At 32.8% G+C, this 19,328-nt stretch carries 22 protein-coding genes, 1 tRNA gene, 1 pseudogene and 1 other annotated feature; of the genes and pseudogenes, 23 read left to right on the top strand and 1 reads right to left on the bottom strand.

The window, feature by feature from the left end:
- Nucleotides 1-76: 76 nt before the first annotated feature.
- The 5 genes from KQH81_RS15735 to disA all read left to right on the top strand — a co-directional run bounded on the left by KQH81_RS15735 (nucleotide 77) and on the right by disA (nucleotide 4,907).
- Nucleotides 77-799 carry a GntR family transcriptional regulator gene (locus tag KQH81_RS15735; protein ID WP_230028480.1) on the top strand — a complete coding sequence of 241 codons (723 nt, stop codon included), beginning with the start codon at nucleotides 77-79 and terminating at the stop codon, nucleotides 797-799.
- Nucleotides 796-1,524 (top strand): glucosamine-6-phosphate deaminase, encoded by a 729-nt coding sequence (gene nagB / locus KQH81_RS15730; RefSeq protein ID WP_027639738.1) that lies wholly within the window; start codon nucleotides 796-798, stop codon nucleotides 1,522-1,524. Before KQH81_RS15735 ends, nagB begins: the two co-directional genes overlap by 4 nt.
- A gap of 89 nt (nucleotides 1,525-1,613) precedes the next feature.
- Nucleotides 1,614-2,150 (top strand): TDE2712 family protein, encoded by a 537-nt coding sequence (locus tag KQH81_RS15725; RefSeq protein WP_027639737.1) that lies wholly within the window; start codon nucleotides 1,614-1,616, stop codon nucleotides 2,148-2,150.
- A gap of 309 nt (nucleotides 2,151-2,459) precedes the next feature.
- Nucleotides 2,460-3,824, top strand: a complete 1,365-nt coding sequence (gene radA / locus KQH81_RS15720) for a DNA repair protein RadA (RefSeq protein WP_027639736.1) — start codon at nucleotides 2,460-2,462, stop codon at nucleotides 3,822-3,824.
- 18 nt (nucleotides 3,825-3,842) lie between these two features.
- Nucleotides 3,843-4,907 carry a DNA integrity scanning diadenylate cyclase DisA gene (gene disA, locus KQH81_RS15715; RefSeq protein ID WP_027639735.1) on the top strand — a complete coding sequence of 355 codons (1,065 nt, stop codon included), beginning with the start codon at nucleotides 3,843-3,845 and terminating at the stop codon, nucleotides 4,905-4,907.
- 124 nt (nucleotides 4,908-5,031) lie between these two features.
- Here disA and KQH81_RS15710 read toward each other — a convergent pair whose 3' ends face one another.
- Nucleotides 5,032-5,430, bottom strand: a complete 399-nt coding sequence (locus KQH81_RS15710; protein WP_074846589.1) for a nucleoside triphosphate pyrophosphohydrolase family protein — start codon at nucleotides 5,428-5,430, stop codon at nucleotides 5,032-5,034.
- A gap of 324 nt (nucleotides 5,431-5,754) precedes the next feature.
- Between KQH81_RS15710 and KQH81_RS15705 the strand changes: the two genes are divergently transcribed.
- The 18 genes and pseudogenes from KQH81_RS15705 to rplL all read left to right on the top strand — a co-directional run bounded on the left by KQH81_RS15705 (nucleotide 5,755) and on the right by rplL (nucleotide 19,261).
- The gene (locus KQH81_RS15705) at nucleotides 5,755-6,834 is read left to right on the top strand and encodes a PIN/TRAM domain-containing protein (RefSeq protein ID WP_027639733.1); all 1,080 of its coding nucleotides are present in this window, start codon (nucleotides 5,755-5,757) and stop codon (nucleotides 6,832-6,834) included.
- Between the two features lie 40 nt (nucleotides 6,835-6,874).
- Nucleotides 6,875-7,579 (top strand): 2-C-methyl-D-erythritol 4-phosphate cytidylyltransferase, encoded by a 705-nt coding sequence (ispD, locus tag KQH81_RS15700; protein WP_027639732.1) that lies wholly within the window; start codon nucleotides 6,875-6,877, stop codon nucleotides 7,577-7,579.
- Nucleotides 7,580-7,662: 83 nt separating this feature from the next.
- Nucleotides 7,663-9,255, top strand: a pseudogene (locus KQH81_RS15695) (YbaK/EbsC family protein); the annotation flags it as partial.
- 143 nt (nucleotides 9,256-9,398) lie between these two features.
- A complete protein-coding gene (gene cysS, locus KQH81_RS15690; RefSeq protein ID WP_083405220.1) occupies nucleotides 9,399-10,802 on the top strand; it encodes a cysteine--tRNA ligase in 1,404 nt (467 codons plus the stop codon).
- Between the two features lie 117 nt (nucleotides 10,803-10,919).
- Entirely contained in the window at nucleotides 10,920-11,345 is a 426-nt protein-coding gene (locus KQH81_RS15685) for a Mini-ribonuclease 3 (protein ID WP_027639729.1), read from the top strand.
- A 19-nt stretch (nucleotides 11,346-11,364) separates the two neighbouring features.
- Nucleotides 11,365-12,108 (top strand): FAD-dependent thymidylate synthase, encoded by a 744-nt coding sequence (thyX, locus tag KQH81_RS15680; RefSeq protein ID WP_074846580.1) that lies wholly within the window; start codon nucleotides 11,365-11,367, stop codon nucleotides 12,106-12,108.
- Between the two features lie 124 nt (nucleotides 12,109-12,232).
- Nucleotides 12,233-12,967 carry a 23S rRNA (guanosine(2251)-2'-O)-methyltransferase RlmB gene (rlmB, locus tag KQH81_RS15675; RefSeq protein ID WP_035771215.1) on the top strand — a complete coding sequence of 245 codons (735 nt, stop codon included), beginning with the start codon at nucleotides 12,233-12,235 and terminating at the stop codon, nucleotides 12,965-12,967.
- Between the two features lie 9 nt (nucleotides 12,968-12,976).
- Nucleotides 12,977-13,486 (top strand): NYN domain-containing protein, encoded by a 510-nt coding sequence (locus tag KQH81_RS15670; protein WP_027639726.1) that lies wholly within the window; start codon nucleotides 12,977-12,979, stop codon nucleotides 13,484-13,486.
- A 70-nt stretch (nucleotides 13,487-13,556) separates the two neighbouring features.
- The gene (sigH, locus tag KQH81_RS15665; RefSeq protein WP_035771207.1) at nucleotides 13,557-14,195 is read left to right on the top strand and encodes an RNA polymerase sporulation sigma factor SigH; all 639 of its coding nucleotides are present in this window, start codon (nucleotides 13,557-13,559) and stop codon (nucleotides 14,193-14,195) included.
- Between the two features lie 125 nt (nucleotides 14,196-14,320).
- Nucleotides 14,321-14,396 (top strand) — tRNA-Thr (locus KQH81_RS15660).
- 65 nt (nucleotides 14,397-14,461) lie between these two features.
- Entirely contained in the window at nucleotides 14,462-15,655 is a 1,194-nt protein-coding gene (gene tuf, locus KQH81_RS15655; RefSeq protein WP_074845260.1) for an elongation factor Tu, read from the top strand.
- 212 nt (nucleotides 15,656-15,867) lie between these two features.
- A complete protein-coding gene (gene rpmG, locus KQH81_RS15650; protein ID WP_267890578.1) occupies nucleotides 15,868-16,032 on the top strand; it encodes a 50S ribosomal protein L33 in 165 nt (54 codons plus the stop codon).
- A gap of 42 nt (nucleotides 16,033-16,074) precedes the next feature.
- Complete coding sequence (gene secE, locus KQH81_RS15645; RefSeq protein ID WP_027639836.1) at nucleotides 16,075-16,329, top strand: preprotein translocase subunit SecE; 255 nt, start codon at nucleotides 16,075-16,077, stop codon at nucleotides 16,327-16,329.
- 40 nt (nucleotides 16,330-16,369) lie between these two features.
- Nucleotides 16,370-16,891 carry a transcription termination/antitermination protein NusG gene (gene nusG / locus KQH81_RS15640; RefSeq protein ID WP_027639835.1) on the top strand — a complete coding sequence of 174 codons (522 nt, stop codon included), beginning with the start codon at nucleotides 16,370-16,372 and terminating at the stop codon, nucleotides 16,889-16,891.
- A gap of 79 nt (nucleotides 16,892-16,970) precedes the next feature.
- The gene (rplK, locus tag KQH81_RS15635) at nucleotides 16,971-17,396 is read left to right on the top strand and encodes a 50S ribosomal protein L11 (RefSeq protein ID WP_027639834.1); all 426 of its coding nucleotides are present in this window, start codon (nucleotides 16,971-16,973) and stop codon (nucleotides 17,394-17,396) included.
- 55 nt (nucleotides 17,397-17,451) lie between these two features.
- The gene (gene rplA / locus KQH81_RS15630; RefSeq protein WP_027639833.1) at nucleotides 17,452-18,141 is read left to right on the top strand and encodes a 50S ribosomal protein L1; all 690 of its coding nucleotides are present in this window, start codon (nucleotides 17,452-17,454) and stop codon (nucleotides 18,139-18,141) included.
- 36 nt (nucleotides 18,142-18,177) lie between these two features.
- Nucleotides 18,178-18,304, top strand: a sequence feature (ribosomal protein L10 leader region).
- 37 nt (nucleotides 18,305-18,341) lie between these two features.
- On the top strand, nucleotides 18,342-18,839 hold the full coding sequence (gene rplJ, locus KQH81_RS15625; protein ID WP_027639832.1) for a 50S ribosomal protein L10: 498 nt from the start codon (nucleotides 18,342-18,344) through the stop codon (nucleotides 18,837-18,839).
- Nucleotides 18,840-18,895: 56 nt separating this feature from the next.
- Nucleotides 18,896-19,261: a 50S ribosomal protein L7/L12 gene (gene rplL / locus KQH81_RS15620; RefSeq protein ID WP_027639831.1), complete on the top strand. Its 366-nt coding sequence runs from the start codon at nucleotides 18,896-18,898 to the stop codon at nucleotides 19,259-19,261.
- Nucleotides 19,262-19,328 lie beyond the last annotated feature (67 nt).

Below are 19,328 nucleotides of genomic sequence, written 5' to 3'. Positions count from 1 at the left end.
AAAAATCAATAAAATATTTTAACTGGTATAGACAACTATAACTCTATATTATATAATCACATTAGGAGGGATGATTATGATAAATAAAAATAGTCCGATCCCAGTATACTATCAGCTTAAAGAAGACATAGAACAGAAGATAAACAATGGTTTTTGGAAAGTAGGACAGTGTATAGATAGTGAAAGAGAGCTTTCAGAAAGTTATGGAGTGTCAAGAATGACCATAAGACAGGCTTTAGGAGAGCTGGTTAATGAAGGAATATTAGTAAGGGAAAAAGGTAAAGGAACTTTTGTCTGTGAGCCTAAGCTGAAGCAAAAGGATATAATGAGCTTTTCATCCATAATAGAAAAGATGGGAATGAAGTTAGATAATAAAGTAATAGAATTTAAGGTTATAGATACCCCAGCTACAATGGAAGAGGTATTTCCATTTGAGCATCTTTATAAGATAAACAGAATGAGGATAGTAGATGGAGAGAGTATAGCAAATGAAGTTGTATATATACCATGTGATTACTGCGGGTATTTAGATGAAAAGATGTTAGAAGGGTCATTATTTAGTATTTTAAAAAATTTTGGCTATGATATAGATTACTCGGAATCATCATTACAGGGAGTCTTACCAAATGATGAGTACAGAGAATTATTTAACATTAATTATGATGTACCTTTTTTAAGAAACATAAGTAGAAACATAGATAAATATGGAAAGGTAATTTTTATAGAGGACGCAATATACAGGTCCGATAAGTATATATTAGAAGTTAATATTTCTAGGAGAGAGGGAAGAATAAGATGAGGATATTAGTAGAAAAAAATTATGAAGCTATGAGCAAAAGAGCAGCAGAGGAAATGGCTGCGGTTATAAAGGAAAAGAATGACTGTGTTTTAGGATTAGCTACAGGGGGAACTCCAGTTGCTATGTATAAGGAACTTATAAACATGTATGAAAATGGAGAATTAGATTTTTCTAAAGTTTCATCAATAAACCTAGATGAATACAGAGGACTTTCAGGGGATCATCCTCAAAGTTATAGATATTTTATGAATACAAATCTATTCAATCACATTAACATAGACAAGTCAAAGACTTTTGTACCAAATGGATTAGCAGAAGATGCAGAAAAAGAATGTGAAAACTACGATAAAAAGATAGAAGAGTTAGGCGGAATAGATATTCAATTATTAGGAATAGGACCAAATGGTCACATTGGATTTAATGAGCCAGATGAGTATCTAAATACTAGAACTCACTTAACTAAATTAGAAGAAACTACTATAGAAGCAAATGCAAGATTTTTTGATAATATAGATGAGGTTCCAAGAGAAGCAATAACTATGGGCCTTGGCGGAATAATGAAAGCAAAAAGAATACTTCTTATAGCAAGCGGAAAGAATAAAGCAGAAGTTATAGAAGCTTTAGCAAGCGGAAAGATAACAACACAAATTCCAGCAACACTATTACAGGTGCATCCAAATGTTACAGTAATAGTTGACGAAGAAGCTGCATCTTTAATAAAGTAGGATTCTAGTGTATAATATTAATTGAAAATATTAAGAATTATGCAATTATTAGAGACTGATATAGTTTCTAATAGAAGGTGGGGGATTCTATGATTCAAAGAATTAAATTAAATCTTGAAGCTGTAGAAGCTATGTTATACTATTGGCAGGCAGCAAGTGAAAAGGAAAATATCTCAGAAGTATTTTTCAATGATGTTGCAAATATGAAAGCTTTAAGCATAGCTTATGATGATGAATTTGATGGAGAGTCTGTAAGGCGTGCATTAAGCGCCATCAAAAACAGAGAGCCATTCACAGGAAACAAGAAGGAAAGGAAATTCTGGAACAACAACATGTGGATGATGGAAGATCTAGAATACACTAAAGCAATGGCTAATCCTGTAAAACAGTTAAATGTAGATGACTTACTAGAAGATTTACAAAACGTAGAGAATAAGAACAACTATGAAGAGCTTGAGGTTATATTCTCACCATTACATTCAGATGAATATCTTATAGTTAAAAATGCATTGGTTATAAACTTCTTTAGAGTAAGACCAAGCGATTACGATGAAAATACTTTTATCGGAGATAAAGAGATAAAGGTATATATAAAAGAAAAGTTAGTTGAATTATTGACTAAATAGGAAGAGACCTGTAAAATGATTTAAATTATTTTACAGGCTTCTTTTTTATATACCAATATTTAAATTTGATTTTGACTATATATGTTGATATAAAGATATAAAAGAAAATATTTTTGAATAATATAAATGTAAGTAAAATAACAACTGTTTCTTCAAAATATGATAATATATATAGATATGGTCAATAATAAAAGATATATTAATGTAAATTTATTGATTATAAGGAATTAAAAAATGTATAATAAATTTATATGTTTAACTAAAGAACATTCTTATGATTTAATATAAAAATTTTTAGGAGTTGATAAGGTGGCAAAGTCAAAAACAGTTTATGTTTGTCAGCAATGTGGTTATGAAACAGCTAAATGGATGGGAAAGTGTCCTTCTTGTAATAATTGGAATAGTTTTGTGGAAGAACAAAAGATTCCAGAAGGTAAGGTGAAGAATCCATTAGCTAACGTTATATCAACTTCAACTCCAAGAAGCATAAAGGAAATAAAATCTGGAGAGCAAGAAAGATTTGATACTGGTATGCCTGAACTTAACAGAGTTTTAGGGGGAGGGCTTGTAAGGGGGTCCCTTACACTTATATCTGGAGATCCTGGAATTGGGAAATCAACACTTCTTCTTCAAAGCGCTAGTAGCATAGCTGGTAAGTATGGTAAGGTATTATATGTTTCAGGTGAGGAGTCGGAAGAACAAATAAAGATGCGTGCAGATAGATTGGATGCGGTTTCTTCAAATTTGTTTATTGTTTCAGAAACTAATCTTGAAACTATAGAAAAGCATGTAAATGATATAAATCCTATGTTTGTTATCTTAGACTCTATTCAAACTCTATTTAAATCTACGGTGTCCTCAGCACCAGGAAGTGTATCCCAAGTTAGAGAATGTGCAAATGACATAATGAGAATTGGAAAAGGAAGAAACATTCCATTTTTTATAGTTGCCCACGTTACTAAGGCAGGAGAACTGGCAGGACCAAGAGTCCTTGAACACATAGTGGATACAGTTTTATATTTTGAAGGTGAGAGGTCAGAGGAGTTTAGAATACTCAGAACCATCAAAAATAGATTTGGAACAACTAGTGAAATTGGAGTTTTTGAAATGAAACAGGAGGGTCTTATGGAGGTTTACAACCCATCAAAGATATTCCTAGAAGACACAAGTTTTAATCAAGAGGGTGCTATGGTAATAGGTATAATGGAAGGCAGTAGACCTATATTAGTAGAGGTTCAGGCACTAGTTAGTGAGACAAATGCTTACAACCCGAGAAGAACTGCTGTTGGAATAGAGGTATCTAGATTGAATCTAATATTGGCGGTATTAGAAAAGAAACTTAAGATACCATTCTACAATTGTGATGTTTATGTAAATGTTGTAGGGGGGCTTAATATACAAGGTCCTGTGGCAGATTTAGGAGTAGCACTAGCGCTTATATCAAGCTCAAAGAATACACCGTCAAAACTTGAAAATATGATAGCTATAGGAGAAATAGGTCTTACAGGGGAAGTGCGTCCTATAATGTCTAGTGAGAGAATCGTAAATGAAGCTTATAAGATGGGATTTAATAATGTTATATTACCCAAAAGAAATAAAGATAATATAGATATAGACGGAATAAATATAGTAGGAGTAAAAACATTGAGAGAAGCCCTTAATTCAGTATTTTAATGAGGAGTGTATAGTAAGGTGAGGATTGAAAATGACAAAGAATTAAAAAATATTTTAAAGATAATGGGCCCCGGAACGCAATTAAGGGATGGTTTAGAGAATATATTAAGAGCTAAAACAGGTGGACTTTTAGTATTGGGAGACAGTAACGAAATCTTAAATATAGTAGATGGTGGGTTTAACATAAATGCTGAATACAGTCCTTCGTATGTATATGAGTTAGCTAAGATGGATGGTGCTATAGTAATAAGCTCAGACTTAAAAAAGATAGTAAGAGCAAACGCACAGCTTATACCAAACTCATCAACTCAAACATATGAAACTGGTACCAGGCATAGAACTGCAGATAGGGTTGCAAGACAGACAGGAGCTATAGTTATTGCAATATCTCAAAGAAGAAATATAATTACAGTTTATAAAGGCAGTATAAAATATGTGTTGAGAGACAGTAGTGTTATAATAACTAAGGCAAATCAAGCAATACAGACTTTAGAGAAATATGTTTCAGTCTTAGATAGAGTCATTGACAATTTAAACTTATTGGAGTTTCAAGACTTAGTTACTCTATTTGATGTAGTCACATCAGTACAAAGAACTGAAATGGTTATGAGAATAGTTTCTGAGATAGAGAGATATATATGTGAGCTTGGCAATGAAGGAAGACTTATATATATGCAGCTTAATGAACTAATAAAAAATATAGAGAGAGATGGATTACTTCTTATTAGAGATTACTGTAGAGAAGACATGGATTACAATGAAATATATGAAGAACTTCAATCATTAACTCAGGAGGAACTTTTAGATTTAGAAGAGGTAGGTAAGATTTTGGGATTTAATACTAAATCTTTAGTTGATACTTTAATTTCACCAAGAGGTTATAGAATGCTTAACAAGGTTCCAAGAATACCAGCTCAAGTAATAGAAAATTTAGTTAAAGAATTTAAAGAATTAAAGCTTGTTATCGAAGCTAATTATGATGAACTTGATAAGGTTGAGGGGATTGGAGAAGCTAGGTCTAAAGCTATAAAGAACGGACTTAGAAGGATAAAAGAACAAGTGTCTTTAGATAAGCAACTTTAAGAAATAAAAAGGCTATAACTATTAGAGTATGGTTATAGCCTTTAATGCTATAAATATATATGTATAAAAATACATTACTCTCCTGCATAAGAGTATAAAATAAAGTGTTAGATAAGCGTATATTCTATCTTAGTCTATATTTTCCTAAAGTGTTTAGCTTATCATACTCATTAATTAGAACATCATATAGATTTAAGTCTAATGCATTGCAAAGTGATGCGATATAAAACAAATGATTTCCTAGTTCTGTAGAGATAATATCTCTACAATTGTCACAAAGCTCCCCGCTTAAATGTGATTTAAGACAATTATTAAGTTCTTCTATAGTTTGAGTTTCATCAGGAATACATTGTTTCTTACCATTGATTTCTATACAACCGCAATTGGTAACAGATTTTATTAAGGCTCTATTTACCCTTGCTTGAGACTCATCTAGTTTAGTAATTATATCCAATATGCTTTTGTGTCTTAAAAGAGATTCGCTCACACAGTTTTGGAAATCATCAAAAATCATATCTTTCATTTAGTCTCAACTCCTTAAAGAAATACTTATTATGGCTTATAAGGTAATTATAGTTTTCTTAAGTTAATTTTGTCAATAAACTTAAGAAAGATAACTAAGATGTGTATATATTAAATCACAATAAAAACTTTGTATAGGGGGTGAAAATATATAGATTTGAAAAAATAACATATAAATACAAAGAGTTAATATTTTTGGATGATAGTAAAAATTTTATTAAAGTATAATAACTTATATTGAAAAGGAAAATTGCTTAATATATAGTTATAATAGGATTTAAAAATTATATTTAAGTCAATAATGTTTTATAGGAGGTGAATTTAGTTGTTGAGGAAAATATTGAGGATTTCTTTTACAATCATAGGTATGACTATAGGGTTTTACCTTGGAACTATTGTTTTAGCAACAGAGTTCTTAAAAAGTTTTAAAGAGAGTGTTATAAAAAGTGGTGGAGTATTAGCTATAATATCACTAATATGCGGACTTATATTATATTTATTGTTCCCTTGGATATATAAGAATTTAAGAAAATTAATGGACTATATAGAAAAGAACATGCAGAAGCTTAGTGCTATGGAAATAATATTTGGGGCTGTAGGTGCTATATTATTCTTAGTGATTTCTGCACTAGTATTTAGTGTTCTAACTGGAGTACCTAGAGTGGGTAAATTACTATATGCTGTTATAAATATAATAATGGCTGTTTTAGGTGCTGATCTTGCTATAAAGAAGAAAGATGAGATTCTGAATGCATTAGGAAACTTTAAGAAAGTTGGATCAAACAAAGATAAAAAAGTTAAACATTCATATAAAGGAACTCCTAAGGTTCTAGATACATCTGTTATTATAGATGGAAGAATTGCGGATTTATGTAAGACTGGGTTTATAGAAGGAACTTTAGTAATTCCTAATTTTGTTTTAGAAGAGCTTAGACATATAGCTGATTCCTCTGATGGGCTAAAAAGAAACAGAGGAAGAAGGGGGCTTGATATATTAAACAAAATTCAAAAGGAATTGGATATAGATGTTGAGATATCAGAAAAAGATTTTCCTGATATAGCTGAAGTAGACAGCAAGCTTTTAAAATTAGCTCAGGTTTTAGGTGGTAAAGTAATAACTAACGACTACAATCTAAATAAGGTTGCAGAATTTCAGGGAGTACCTGTTCTAAATATAAATGAATTGGCTAATGCTATAAAACCAGTGCTTCTTCCAGGAGAAGAGATGAGTATACAGATTATCAAAGACGGTAAGGAATCTGGTCAAGGGGTCGCATATCTAGATGATGGTACTATGATTGTAGTAGAAGGTGGAAGAAAGCATATAGGAGAAGATCTAGATGTTATAGTAACCTCTGTACTTCAAACTCCAGCAGGAAGAATGATATTTGCTAAAGAAAAATAATTTGCTTTAAGATTATTGACCCTTAGGGAGGATGAAAAGATTGAGTAAAAATTATGCTCTTATCGTAGCAGGAGGAAAAGGTAAGAGAGTAGGTCGGGATATAAGTAAGCAATTTATTTGTATCAACAATAAGCCTATTATCTGGTATACCATAAAAGCCTTTGAAAGCTGTGAGCATATAGATGGTATAGTCGTTGTAATATCTAAAGATGATATGGATTATTTCAACGAAAATGTATTAGAAGTATATGATTTTAAAAAAATATTAGCTGTTGTAGAGGGTGGCGCTGAAAGGCAGGATTCAGTTTATAATGGACTCTTAATGATGAAGGATTGTGATATAGTTTTAATTCATGATGGAGCAAGGCCTTTTGTTTCTGAGAAAATAATAAACGAAGGAATAGAATATGCTAAATCATATGGTGCAGCAGCTTGTGGTGTTATGCCAAAGGACACAATAAAGGTGAAAGACAGTGATGATTTCTCAAAAGAAACTCTTCAAAGAGACACTTTATTTGCAGTGCAGACACCTCAATGTTTTGAATATAACAGCATTAAAAAAGCCCATGAGTTTATAAGAAAAGAAAATCTTATGGTGACTGATGATACGATGGTTATCGAAAAGCTTGGTAAAAGAGTATATCTTTATGAAGGCAGTTACACTAACATCAAAGTTACTACTCCAGAAGATATAGAGGTTGCGGAAATTATATCCAAAGGTATTGTTGACAATAACCATCAGTAAAATATATAATATAAACAAAACTTTAGAGCTCGCCTTACAATGATAAGGTGAGCTCTTATTATACAAGGCTTGGAGGGTTAGATATGAGAATGAAAAATACTTTATCATGTACTCTTAGAAATGCACCGGCAGAAGCAACAAAGGACATAGAAAGCTACAAGCTTATGCTTAGGGCAGGGATCATAAGAAAAGAAGCTCCAGGGGTATTTAACTTTTTACCTTTAGGAATGAAAGTGGTAAATAACATAAAAAAAGTTATTTTAGATACTATGGAGGAGTTGAATAGTGAAGAAATAAAATCTTCTTATTTAAGTAATGCATTCATAAACGGTTTTACAACAAAAGATTGTTATAATAATACATATTCTTTAAATAGGAACTATATAAGCAAGCTTACAGGAACATTTGGAGAAGTATTGGAGAACACAAAGAATAATGTATATAGATTTCATGAATTTACAACGGACTTTGAAAATATAGAGAAACCAAAGCATGGGCTTTTAAAGTGTAGAGAAAATATAATATTTCAAGGTTTTGAAATTCAAGGATTAGAGTCAGAAGAATCTAAAGAAAATCCTATGAAAGAAGAGATAATTAAAGACTTAGAAAATATGGGACTGGATGTATTTACTCTTAAAAATTGTATCACAAATGATTTAATAATAGAAGATATAGTAGTTTCAAGCGATTTAGGGGAAGATATGCTTTTACAATGTAAATCCTGTGAGACAATGGAAGAAAGTGAAATGTTTTCAATACATCCTCAGATAAATCAGCAAGATGAAGTAAAAGATAAAAATAAAGTCCTAACCCCTGATATAAAAACGATTGATGATTTAGTTAAATTTCTTGACATAAAGAAAGAAAATATAGCTAAAACCCTTATATATAAGGCGGGAAAGAAAACTATAGCTGTAATGATTCCTGGAAATAGGGATGCAAGTGAGGGAAAAATAAAAGAATTCTTAAAGTGTTTCCCTATTATAGATATGGCTGATGAAGAAAGTGTCAAATTTGCAACAGGAGCAGATATAGGATTTGCAGGTCCAATAGGAATAAAAGCTGATTATCTTCTAGTAGATGAAGAAGTAGCTAATATGAAAAATTTTGTAGTAGGGGCTAATGACACAAATTATCACTATATAAATGTGAATTACGGAAGAGACTTTGAAGGTCTTATTGGAGATTTTAAGACGGCAGAAGGAAGAGATACATGCAAAGAATGTGATGGTGAACTTTGTAGCAGTTCTTATATAAAGATAGGCAGTTTTATAACTAATAAAAATATAGGAATAAAGGGAAGATCATCTGTTACAGTTAATGAAATTAAAATAAATATATCTAGAGTCTTAGGATTAATAGTAGAAAATCATAGTAAAGAAAATGAGATAATATGGCCGGAAATTATTTGTCCATATCATGTAGCGATAATAATTGCTTTAGGAAAAAATGAAGAACAGATTAAAGCTGGTGAAGATTTATATAAAAGAATAAGAGCTATAGATAAAAATGTAATATTAGATGACAGAGAAGATAGGGTTGGAGCAAAATTTAAAGATATAGAGCTTATGGGAGTTCCAGTGAGAATTGTAGTTGGAAAGTATATAAAGGATGGTATGGTTGAATATAAAGATCGTAATAGTGATGAGCCCAGTATTATATCCTTAGATGAAGTTGTAGATAGAATAAACTAAATTTTAATCTTCAGATAAAATCTTTATAATTTTAAATAGGTCTAGTACGTTAAATTTAATTTCTATGATATAATATATTTGTATTTTGCTGTATTTAAATACACGAGGAGGTAATTAGTTTTATGATTAAGATATATAATACCCTTACCAGAAAAAAAGAGGACTTTGTTCCGATTAATGATAAAGAAGTAAAGATGTATGTGTGTGGACCGACTGTATATAATTATTTTCATATAGGTAACGGAAGAACTTTCATAGTTTTTGATACTATAAGAAAATACTTAGAGTATAGAGGTTATGATGTTAAGTTTATTCAAAATTTTACAGATATAGATGACAAGATGATAAAAAGAGCGAATGAAGAGAACTCAACAGTAAAAGAAGTTGGAGATAAATATATAGAAGAATATTACAAAGACGCTGATGGTTTAAAGCTTAAAAGAGCAACTGTAAATCCTAGAGCAACTGAATATATGGATGAGATTATAGAATTTGTAGAAGCTCTTATAGAAAAGGGTTATGCTTATGAAGTAGATGGAGATGTATATTTCAGTACGAAGAAATTCGATGAATATGGAAAGCTTTCAGGTCAAAATCTTGATGATCTTCAAGCTGGAGCAAGAATAAATGTAGATGAAAGAAAAAATGACCCTATGGATTTTGCCATATGGAAAGCTCAGAAGCCTGGTGAACCTGCTTGGAAGAGCCCATGGGGAATGGGAAGACCAGGATGGCATATTGAGTGCTCATGCATGTCCTATAAGCTTCTAGGAGAAACTATAGATATACATGCAGGTGGATCAGATTTGGTTTTTCCTCACCATGAGAATGAAATAGCACAAAGTGAATGTAGAACAGGAAAGCCTTTTGCAAAGTATTGGATGCATTCAGCTTTTCTTAATGTAAACAACCAAAAGATGTCTAAGTCTTTAAACAATTTTTTTACAGCTAGAGAAGTTTTAGAAAAGTATGACGCAGAAGTAGTTAGATTCTTAATGCTTTCAGCTCATTACAGAACTCAATTGAATTTCAGTTCAGAACTTTTAGATTCTGCAAAATCTTCTATGGAAAGACTATATAATGCAGTATTTAACTTAGAGAACTTATTAAAAGAAGTTAAGAGTGAAAATTTTACACATAGCGAAAAGGAATATGTTAAGACTTTAGATTCTTATAGAGAAAAATATATAGAAAAAATGGATGATGACTTCAACACTGCAGATGGAATATCAACTATTTTTGATTTAGTTAGAGACGTTAATACAAATATAAATGCAGAGTCATCTAAGGAACTAGTTAAGTATGCTTTAGGACTTATAAGAGAACTTGGAAAGCCTCTTGGAATATTAGAAAATTCAACACAAAATGATTTAGAAGCTCATGTTGAAAAGCTTATTGAAGATAGACAAAATGCAAGAAAAGAAAGAAATTGGGCTTTAGCAGATAAGATAAGAGATGATTTAAAAGCTCAAGGAATTGTATTAGAAGATACACCTCAAGGAGTAAGATGGCATTTAAAAAATGATTAAAGGCGTGTAATTAAAAGGAGGCTTTAAAGCCTCCTTATTTTAAATAAAATTATGCTACAAATTTATTTATATATATAGTATTATTAATTGTATTAATTAAACTAGAGGAGAAATGTTATGAGCAATAACTTTTTACATGAAACCTTAACTGTAGAGGAAGCCAGACAAATCAGTCCTCTAAATTTGGCTTTTATAGGTGATGGAGTTTATGAACTTTATATAAGAGATTATATATTAAAAAATCACAAAAAGATGTCAGCACACAAATTACATTTAAATGCAATAAGCTATGTAAAAGCATCAGCACAAAGTGATATAATAAAGGATTTAGAAGATAATCTGACAGATGAAGAGATTGGGATTTACAAAAGAGGAAGAAATGCTAAATCACCAACTGTTCCGAAAAATGCAGATGTTAGGGAGTATAGAAATGCCACAGGCCTTGAGGCTCTAGTTGGTTTTTTATATTTAACAGACCAAAAGGAAAGGCTAGAAGAGCTTATGTGCAAAATGATTGAAAGTAGAAAAAATGACATCAAATAACCAAGGAGGTATTAGTAAAATGAAATTAAAGGTTTCGCTTATAGAATATACGCCAAATCCAGAAGCAGTAATTGCAGCAGCAGCAAAATTATGTTACAGCCAAGTTGGAATTGATGAGATAATGGAAAATTTAAATGAGCAAAATATAGAGAAGTTTTTAAACATGTTAATGTCTTATGGTCATGAGTCTCCTATAGAACATGTAAGCTTTACGTTTGCGGCAGAAGGAGTATCTAGAAGCTTAACTCATCAGCTTGTTAGACATAGAATTGCTTCTTACTCTCAACAAAGTCAACGTTATGTAAAATTAGATCAGTTTGAATATATAGTTCCACCAGCAATAGAAAATAACGACAAAGCTAAAGATATATATATAAAGGCTATGGAGCAGTGCCAAAGATCTTATGATGAATTAGCAGATATGCTTAAAGCTCAATACATAGAAGGCGGCATGAAAGAAAAGGCTGCAGAGAAAAAGGCTATAGAAGATGCTAGATATGTTTTCCCTAATGCATGTGAAACAAAGATAGTATTTACAATGAATGCAAGATCTTTAATGAATTTTTTTAGACATAGATGCTGTACGCGAGCTCAATGGGAAATAAGAGCTATGGCTGATGAGATGTTAAAGGAAGTAAAAAAGGTTGCGCCAACTTTATTTAAATATGCTGGTCCAAGTTGCGTGAATAGCCAATGTCCAGAGGGGACTATGACTTGTGGAGAAATACTGGAGATTAGAAAAAGATATTTAGGACAAAATTAATGATAGAAAAGTAACGAAAGGAGAACTGATTATGGCAAAGATTAATAGAAATTCAAGTAAGAATAGTAATAAGAGTAAAAATAATATAAGTAACAAGCAACCGAAAAAAGTGGTAGCAGAGCCTATGAGAGAGGACATTGTTCTAGGAAGAAACGGAGTTATAGAGGCTTTAAAAGCCAAAATAACTGTAGAGCAGATTCTTATATCCAAGGGTGAGAAAGAGGGGTCCATAGTTAAGATTATGGCTTTGGCTAAAGAAAAGGGAGTTGTAATCAAAGAAGTTGATAGAAAGAAATTGGATTCATTAAGTCAAGGAGAGGCACATCAAGGTGTCGTTGCTATGGTAACGCCATTTAGATATTCAGAAATTCAAGATATTCTTGATAGAGCCAAAGAAAGGGAAGAATCTCCTTTTATAATAATATTAGATGAGATAGAAGACCCTCATAATTTAGGTTCTATAATAAGAACTGCTGAGCTTTGTGGAGCTCATGGAATTATAATTCCAAAGAGAAGAAATGTAGGAGTTACTCCAACTGTATACAAAACATCTGCAGGCGCAGTTAATTATATGAAAATAGCTAAGGTTTCCAACATTAATAATACAATTGATGAATTAAAGAAAGAGAATATATGGGTATATGGGGCTGATGGAGAAGCAGAGAACTTCAGTTACAATGTGGATTTCAAAGGTGCAGTAGCGTTGGTTATAGGTAGTGAGGGAAGAGGGATATCTAAACTTACAAGAGAAAAATGCGACGTTATGGTAAAGATACCTATGGTAGGGAAAGTTAACTCCTTGAATGCATCAGTTGCTGGAGGAATATTAATGTATGAAGTTCTAAAGTCTCGTTTGTAGGAGAAAAGTGTGAGAATTGTATTTGTAGATGGATATAATGTAATTAACCATTGGCATATACTCAAAACTATGAAGGAATATAGCTATGAAACTGCAAGAATAAAGTTGATTGAGATATTAAATAATTATGCTAGCTTTACTGGATATAAGGTGGTTTTAGTATTTGATGCCCATTTGATTCCGGGAAATATAGAGACTACAGAAAAACATGGCGAAATAAAAGTCGTGTTTACTAAAGATGGAGAGACAGCAGATAGTTATATAGAAAGAAGCGTAAATGACATAGGAAGAAAAGTTGAAGTTGTAGTGGTAACATCGGATTCTTTAGAGCAGCAGCTTGCCTTTCAAAGAGGTGCTATAAGAACTTCATCTATAGAATTCGGAGTTGAAGTAAGAGAGATAGAAGGAAAGATAAGTAAAAAGTCAGAGAGGCAGATTAGCAAAAATCGAAATCGGCTAGAAGATGCATTAGATCAAGAAACTTTGGAAAAACTTGAGAAGATGCGCAGGAGCCGTTGAGATTGCTTGACTTATGGAATTGTGGTAGCATATAATGAATGTGTATGACGTATATTTTGGAGGGGATACTATGGAGGGTAAAGGGAGTGCTATAGATACTAAGGGCGAATTTGATAACAAACTTGATGAAGAAATTGCTATGGAAGCTAAGGAAGGCAATAAAAGAGCTCAAGAGTATTTAATCAATAAATATCAAAATTTTGTAAAATCTAAATCTAAGTCTTATTTTCTTATTGGTGCAGATAAAGAAGATATTTATCAAGAAGGTATGATAGGACTTTATAAGGCTATACGAGATTTTAGACCAGATAAATTAGCATCCTTTAAAGCTTTTGCCGAATTATGTGTTACACGTCAGATAATAACTGCTATAAAAACAGCTACTAGACAAAAACACATTCCGCTTAATACATATGTATCTTTAAATAAACCTATATATGAAGAAGAATCAGATAGAACTCTTTTAGATGTATTAGCTGGACTTAAAGTTACAGATCCGGAAGAGTTGGTTATAAGCAATGAAGAGATGAAGCATATAGAAAAAGAAATAGGACAAGTATTATCAGATTTAGAAATGGAAGTGCTTATGTCTTATCTAGATGGAAAATCATATCAAGAAATAGCTTGCGATTTAGATAGGCATGCAAAATCTATAGATAACGCACTACAAAGAGTAAAGAGAAAACTAGAAAAATGTCTCAATAAATAAAGAATGAAAAGCCTTAATATATTAAGGCTAAAAAAGTATAAATCTATTGACAAGAAAAGAAAAAAATATTAAAATAATAAAAGTAATAATAGAAGTGGGAATAAATATCTCACTTCTATTTGAGTGCCCATGTAGCTCAGTAGGCAGAGCGTCGCCTTGGTAAGGCGGAGGTCGGCGGTTCGAGCCCGCTCGTGGGCTCCAAAATTTTGGAGAAAAGAAAACGCTAGGTAGAGTTTGTGAAAGAAGTATAAGGGAGGAATAGAAAAATGGCAAAGGCAAAATTTGAAAGAAATAAGCCACACGTAAATATCGGAACAATAGGACACGTAGACCACGGTAAGACAACATTAACAGCTGCAATCACAACGGTTTTAGCAAACCAAGGATATGCAGATGCGTTTAAGTATGACGAAATAGATAAGGCACCAGAAGAAAAAGAAAGAGGAATTACAATCAACACTGCACACGTAGAGTATCAAACAGAGAACAGACACTATGCACACGTTGACTGCCCAGGCCACGCTGACTACGTTAAGAACATGATAACAGGAGCAGCACAAATGGACGGAGCTATACTAGTTGTATCAGCAGCAGATGGTCCAATGCCTCAAACAAGAGAGCATATACTACTAGCTTCAAGAGTTGGAGTTAACTACATAGTAGTATTCTTAAATAAAGCAGATATGGTAGACGATCCAGAACTAATTGAATTAGTAGAAATGGAAGTAAGAGAACTATTAAATGAGTATGATTTCCCAGGAGACGATACTCCAATAATAGTAGGATCAGCATTAAAAGCATTAGAAAATCCAACAGATCCAGAAGCAACTAAGTGTATAGTTGAATTAATGGAAGCAGTAGATAGCTATATCCCAACTCCAGAAAGAGCAACAGATAAGCCATTCTTAATGCCAGTAGAAGATGTATTCACAATCACTGGAAGAGGAACAGTTGCAACAGGAAGAGTTGAGAGAGGAATACTACACGTAGGAGACGAAGTAGATATCGTAGGATTAAGCGAAGAGAAGAGAAAGACAGTAGTAACAGGAATAGAAATGTTCAGAAAGTTACTAGACGAAGCGCAAGCTGGAGACAACATAGGAGCACTATTAAGAGGAATCCAAAGAACAGATATCGAAAGAGGTCAAGTACTAGCAAAAGTTGGATCAGTACATCCTCACAAGAAGTTCGTAGGTCAAGTATACGTACTTAAGAAAGAAGAAGGTGGAAGACATACTCCATTCTTTGATGGATATAGACCACAATTCTATTTCAGAACAACTGACGTTACAGGATCAATCAAGTTACCAGAAGGAATGGAAATGGTAATGCCAGGAGACCATATCGACATGAATGTTGAATTAATAACAGAAGTAGCAATGGACGAAGGACTAAGATTCGCTATCAGAGAAGGTGGAAGAACAGTAGGTTCTGGAGTTGTTACTAGCATAATAGAGTAATTTTAATCAAGTAATTTTCATAGGACTAGGGGTTACCTAGTCCTTTGTGAAATAAAACTGTTTTATACTACATAGAACTTATTGATTTAATTTAGGAGAGAGTGGCGCTTGGTGCAACAAATACAAGTTGACACAATTTTTGAATTATGATAAAGTATGTAGGTAATACGCAACGAAAAGCTACAGAATATGAGCTTTCTATAGATATATAAATGGAGGTGCACATCATGAGAGTTAAGGTAACATTAGCATGTACTGAGTGTAAGCAAAGAAATTATAACTCAATGAAGAACAAGAAGAATGATCCAGACAGACTAGAATTAAAGAAGTATTGTAAATTCTGTCAAAAACATACTCTTCACAAAGAGACTAAGTAGTTTAGACCTCACACCTATTATTATTTTAAGGATGTGAATAATATGGCTTTAGATGTAAATAATACAAAGAAGGACCAAGTTAAAAAAAATAAGGAATCTAAAAATATATTCTCTAAATTTTTCAAATTCCTTAAAGAGGTTAAGGCTGAAATAAAGAGAATAACTTGGCCAGATAAAAAGGATGTTAAAAAGGCATCAATAGCAGTAGCTACTTTTTGTTTGATCTATATTTTATTTATAGGCGGAGTTGACATAGTTTTCAAAAACCTCTTTGATTTAATTGCTAAACTAATTTAAATTTAAAAAGGAGGTTGGGATGTTTAACATCCCTAAAATTATGGGAGAAAAAGCTAGATGGTACGTAGTACACACATATTCTGGGTATGAAAATAAAGTTAAAGCGACTCTTGAAAAAACTATTGAAAATAGAAATTTACAAGATTCAATACACTTTGTAGAAGTGCCTACTGAAGAAGTCGTTGAAGAAAAGGACGGGAAGCAGAAGGTAGTTGTAAAGAAGAAATTCCCTGGATATGTGTTGATTAAAATGATAATGACTGACGAATCATGGTATGTAGTTAGAAATACCAGAGGAGTTACAGGATTTGTAGGACCAGGATCTAAACCTGTTCCGCTTACCGATGAAGAAGTTGAATCTATGGGCATAATGGAAACTCCTATAGATTTAGATTTGGAGGTAGGAGAAAGTGTCAAGGTTACAGCAGGACCTTTAAGAGAGTTTATTGCTGTTATTCAAGAAATAAACCTTGAAAAGCACAAGATAAAAGCTTTGGTTAACATGTTTGGCAGAGATACATTAGCTGAACTAGAATTTAACCAAGTTGAAAAATTAGATTAATATAATATTCACGAGACGAAAAGTCTTAGTAAGTGGGAGGGTGTAAACCCGTATAACCACAGTATAGGAGGAATAACTCATGGCTAAGAAAGTTACAGGAATGATCAAACTTCAACTTCCTGCAGGAAAGGCGACTCCAGCACCACCAGTTGGACCTGCATTAGGACAACACGGAGTTAACATTATGGGATTCTGTAAGGAGTTCAATGCAAAAACTGCAAATCAAGCTGGATTAATAATTCCAGTAGTAATTACTGTATATCAAGACAGATCTTTTAGTTTTATACTTAAGACACCACCAGCAGCGGTATTATTAAAGAAGGCTGTTGGAATCGAAAGTGGTTCAGGTGTTCCAAACAAGACAAAAGTTGCTAAGATTTCAAGAGATAAAGTAAGAGAAATTGCAGAAACTAAGATGCCAGATTTAAATGCGGCTTCAGTAGAAGCGGCTATGAGCATGATCGAAGGAACAGCTAAGAGCATGGGAATAGTTGTTGAAGATTAATTATGTTTAAATGGTGGGAGGTAACTGCCGTTAATACCACAAAGGAGGCTTAATAATGGGAAAGAATTATATCGAGAGTGCAAAGTTAGTAGATAAGAACGCTTTATATACACCAGTAGAAGCTATGGAATTAGCTGTTAAGACTGCAAAGGCTAAGTTCGATGAAACAATTGAATTAGCTGTAAGATTAGGTGTAGATCCAAGACACGCTGATCAACAAGTTAGAGGTGCTGTTGTTCTTCCTCATGGAACTGGAAAAACTGTTAAAGTTTTAGTTTTTGCTAAGGGAGATAAAGTGAAGGAAGCTCAAGAAGCTGGAGCAGAATTTGTTGGAGCAGAGGATTTAGTAGAAAAGATCCAAAAAGAAAATTGGTTTGACTTTGACGTAGTTGTTGCTACACCAGACATGATGGGAGTAGTAGGAAGACTAGGAAGAGTTTTAGGACCTAAGGGATTAATGCCAAATCCAAAATCAGGAACAGTTACATTTGATGTGGCTAAAGCCGTTCAAGAGATTAAAGCTGGTAAGGTTGAATATAGAGTTGATAAAACTTCTATCGTTCACGTTCCACTAGGAAAGAAATCTTTTGGAGCTGAAAAATTAGCTGAAAACTTTAAAGTTCTAATGGAAGCACTTATAAAGGCTAAACCAGCAGCTGCTAAGGGACAATATATTAAATCTATATCTGTTTCTAGCACAATGGGACCTGGAGTTAAAGTTAATTCATCAAAAGTATTAGAATAGTATTGACATGCAAAGGTCTTTGTAGTATACTATAATAGTTGAAAAACAATATATCCGTAGACCGTAGGTGCGAGAGCGTAACGATTACTACCTACCGAGGATCCATAACATAGATTAATGTGTGGTCTTCTTGCGTCTGCGGGAAGGCCTTTGTTTTATAGAATAAGCAGTTTATTAACTGTGAGGAGGTGGCACGCGTAGTGAACAAGAACAGACAAATGAAGCAAGCTAAAGTTGAAGAGATAAAAGAAAAATTACAAAAATCTCAATCAGTAATTCTTGCTAGTTATCAAGGATTAACTGTTGAAGAAGATACTCAACTAAGAAAGTCTTTAAGAGAAGCTGGAGTTGAATATAAAGTTTACAAGAATACTTTAGTTATTCTTGCAGCTAAGGAACTAGGAATCGAAGGCTTAGATGAGCATTTACAAGGACCAATATCAATAGCTATTGGTTATGATGATGTAACTGCACCAGCAAGAATATTAAATGATTTTGCAAAGACTCATAAGAAACTTGAACTTAAAGCTGGTTTAGTACAAGGTGAGATATATGATGCAGATAAGGTAAAGCAATTAGCAAACATACCTTCAAAGGATATTCTTATTGCAAAACTTCTTGGAAGTATCAAGTCACCACTTTCAAAGTTTGCATACCTTTTAAATGCAATCAAAGAAAGCAAGGAATCTGCTGAATAGTAGATAAGAAAAAAGAAATCAAATCATAATATTAACGAAATGTGGAGGTGTCAATAATGACAAAAGAGCAAATTATAGAAGCTATAAAAGAAATGAGCGTTTTAGAATTAAATGATTTAGTAAAGGCTTGCGAAGAAGAATTCGGAGTAAGTGCAGCAGCACCAGTTGCAGCAGCAGGAGCAGCAGCAGCAGGAGCAGCAGCAGAAGAAAAGACAGAGTTTGATGTAGTACTTGCAAGTGCTGGATCTGAAAAGATCAAGGTTATAAAGGTAGTTAGAGAGTTAACTGGCTTAGGATTAAAGGATGCTAAGGAAGTAGTTGACGGAGCACCTAAGACATTAAAAGAAGGCGTTTCTAAGGACGAAGCAGAAGCTATAAAGGCTAAGCTTGCTGAAGTTGGAGCTACTGTAGAAGTTAAGTAGTAAAAATACGCATTTAAAATAATGAGGCACTTTACTAATAAAGTGCCTCTTTTTTAGGCTATGCTAT

The sequence above is a fragment of the Clostridium cadaveris genome (assembly GCF_020911725.1).
GTDB lineage: Bacteria > Bacillota > Clostridia > Clostridiales > Clostridiaceae > Clostridium_X > Clostridium_X cadaveris.
This window is presented reverse-complemented; position numbering and strand designations above follow the sequence as displayed.

Coding starts and splice junctions, on each gene's coding strand:
- KQH81_RS15735 (WP_230028480.1), top strand. CDS start 77: ATGATAAATAAAAATAGTCCGATCCCAGTATACTATCAGCTTAAAGAA.
- nagB (WP_027639738.1), top strand. CDS start 796: ATGAGGATATTAGTAGAAAAAAATTATGAAGCTATGAGCAAAAGAGCA.
- KQH81_RS15725 (WP_027639737.1), top strand. CDS start 1,614: ATGATTCAAAGAATTAAATTAAATCTTGAAGCTGTAGAAGCTATGTTA.
- KQH81_RS15710 (WP_074846589.1), bottom strand. CDS start 5,430: ATGAAAGATATGATTTTTGATGATTTCCAAAACTGTGTGAGCGAATCT.
- KQH81_RS15685 (WP_027639729.1), top strand. CDS start 10,920: ATGAGCAATAACTTTTTACATGAAACCTTAACTGTAGAGGAAGCCAGA.
- thyX (WP_074846580.1), top strand. CDS start 11,365: ATGAAATTAAAGGTTTCGCTTATAGAATATACGCCAAATCCAGAAGCA.
- rlmB (WP_035771215.1), top strand. CDS start 12,233: ATGAGAGAGGACATTGTTCTAGGAAGAAACGGAGTTATAGAGGCTTTA.
- sigH (WP_035771207.1), top strand. CDS start 13,557: ATGGAGGGTAAAGGGAGTGCTATAGATACTAAGGGCGAATTTGATAAC.
- tuf (WP_074845260.1), top strand. CDS start 14,462: ATGGCAAAGGCAAAATTTGAAAGAAATAAGCCACACGTAAATATCGGA.
- rpmG (WP_267890578.1), top strand. CDS start 15,868: ATGGAGGTGCACATCATGAGAGTTAAGGTAACATTAGCATGTACTGAG.
- secE (WP_027639836.1), top strand. CDS start 16,075: ATGGCTTTAGATGTAAATAATACAAAGAAGGACCAAGTTAAAAAAAAT.
- nusG (WP_027639835.1), top strand. CDS start 16,370: ATGGGAGAAAAAGCTAGATGGTACGTAGTACACACATATTCTGGGTAT.
- rplK (WP_027639834.1), top strand. CDS start 16,971: ATGGCTAAGAAAGTTACAGGAATGATCAAACTTCAACTTCCTGCAGGA.
- rplA (WP_027639833.1), top strand. CDS start 17,452: ATGGGAAAGAATTATATCGAGAGTGCAAAGTTAGTAGATAAGAACGCT.
- rplL (WP_027639831.1), top strand. CDS start 18,896: ATGACAAAAGAGCAAATTATAGAAGCTATAAAAGAAATGAGCGTTTTA.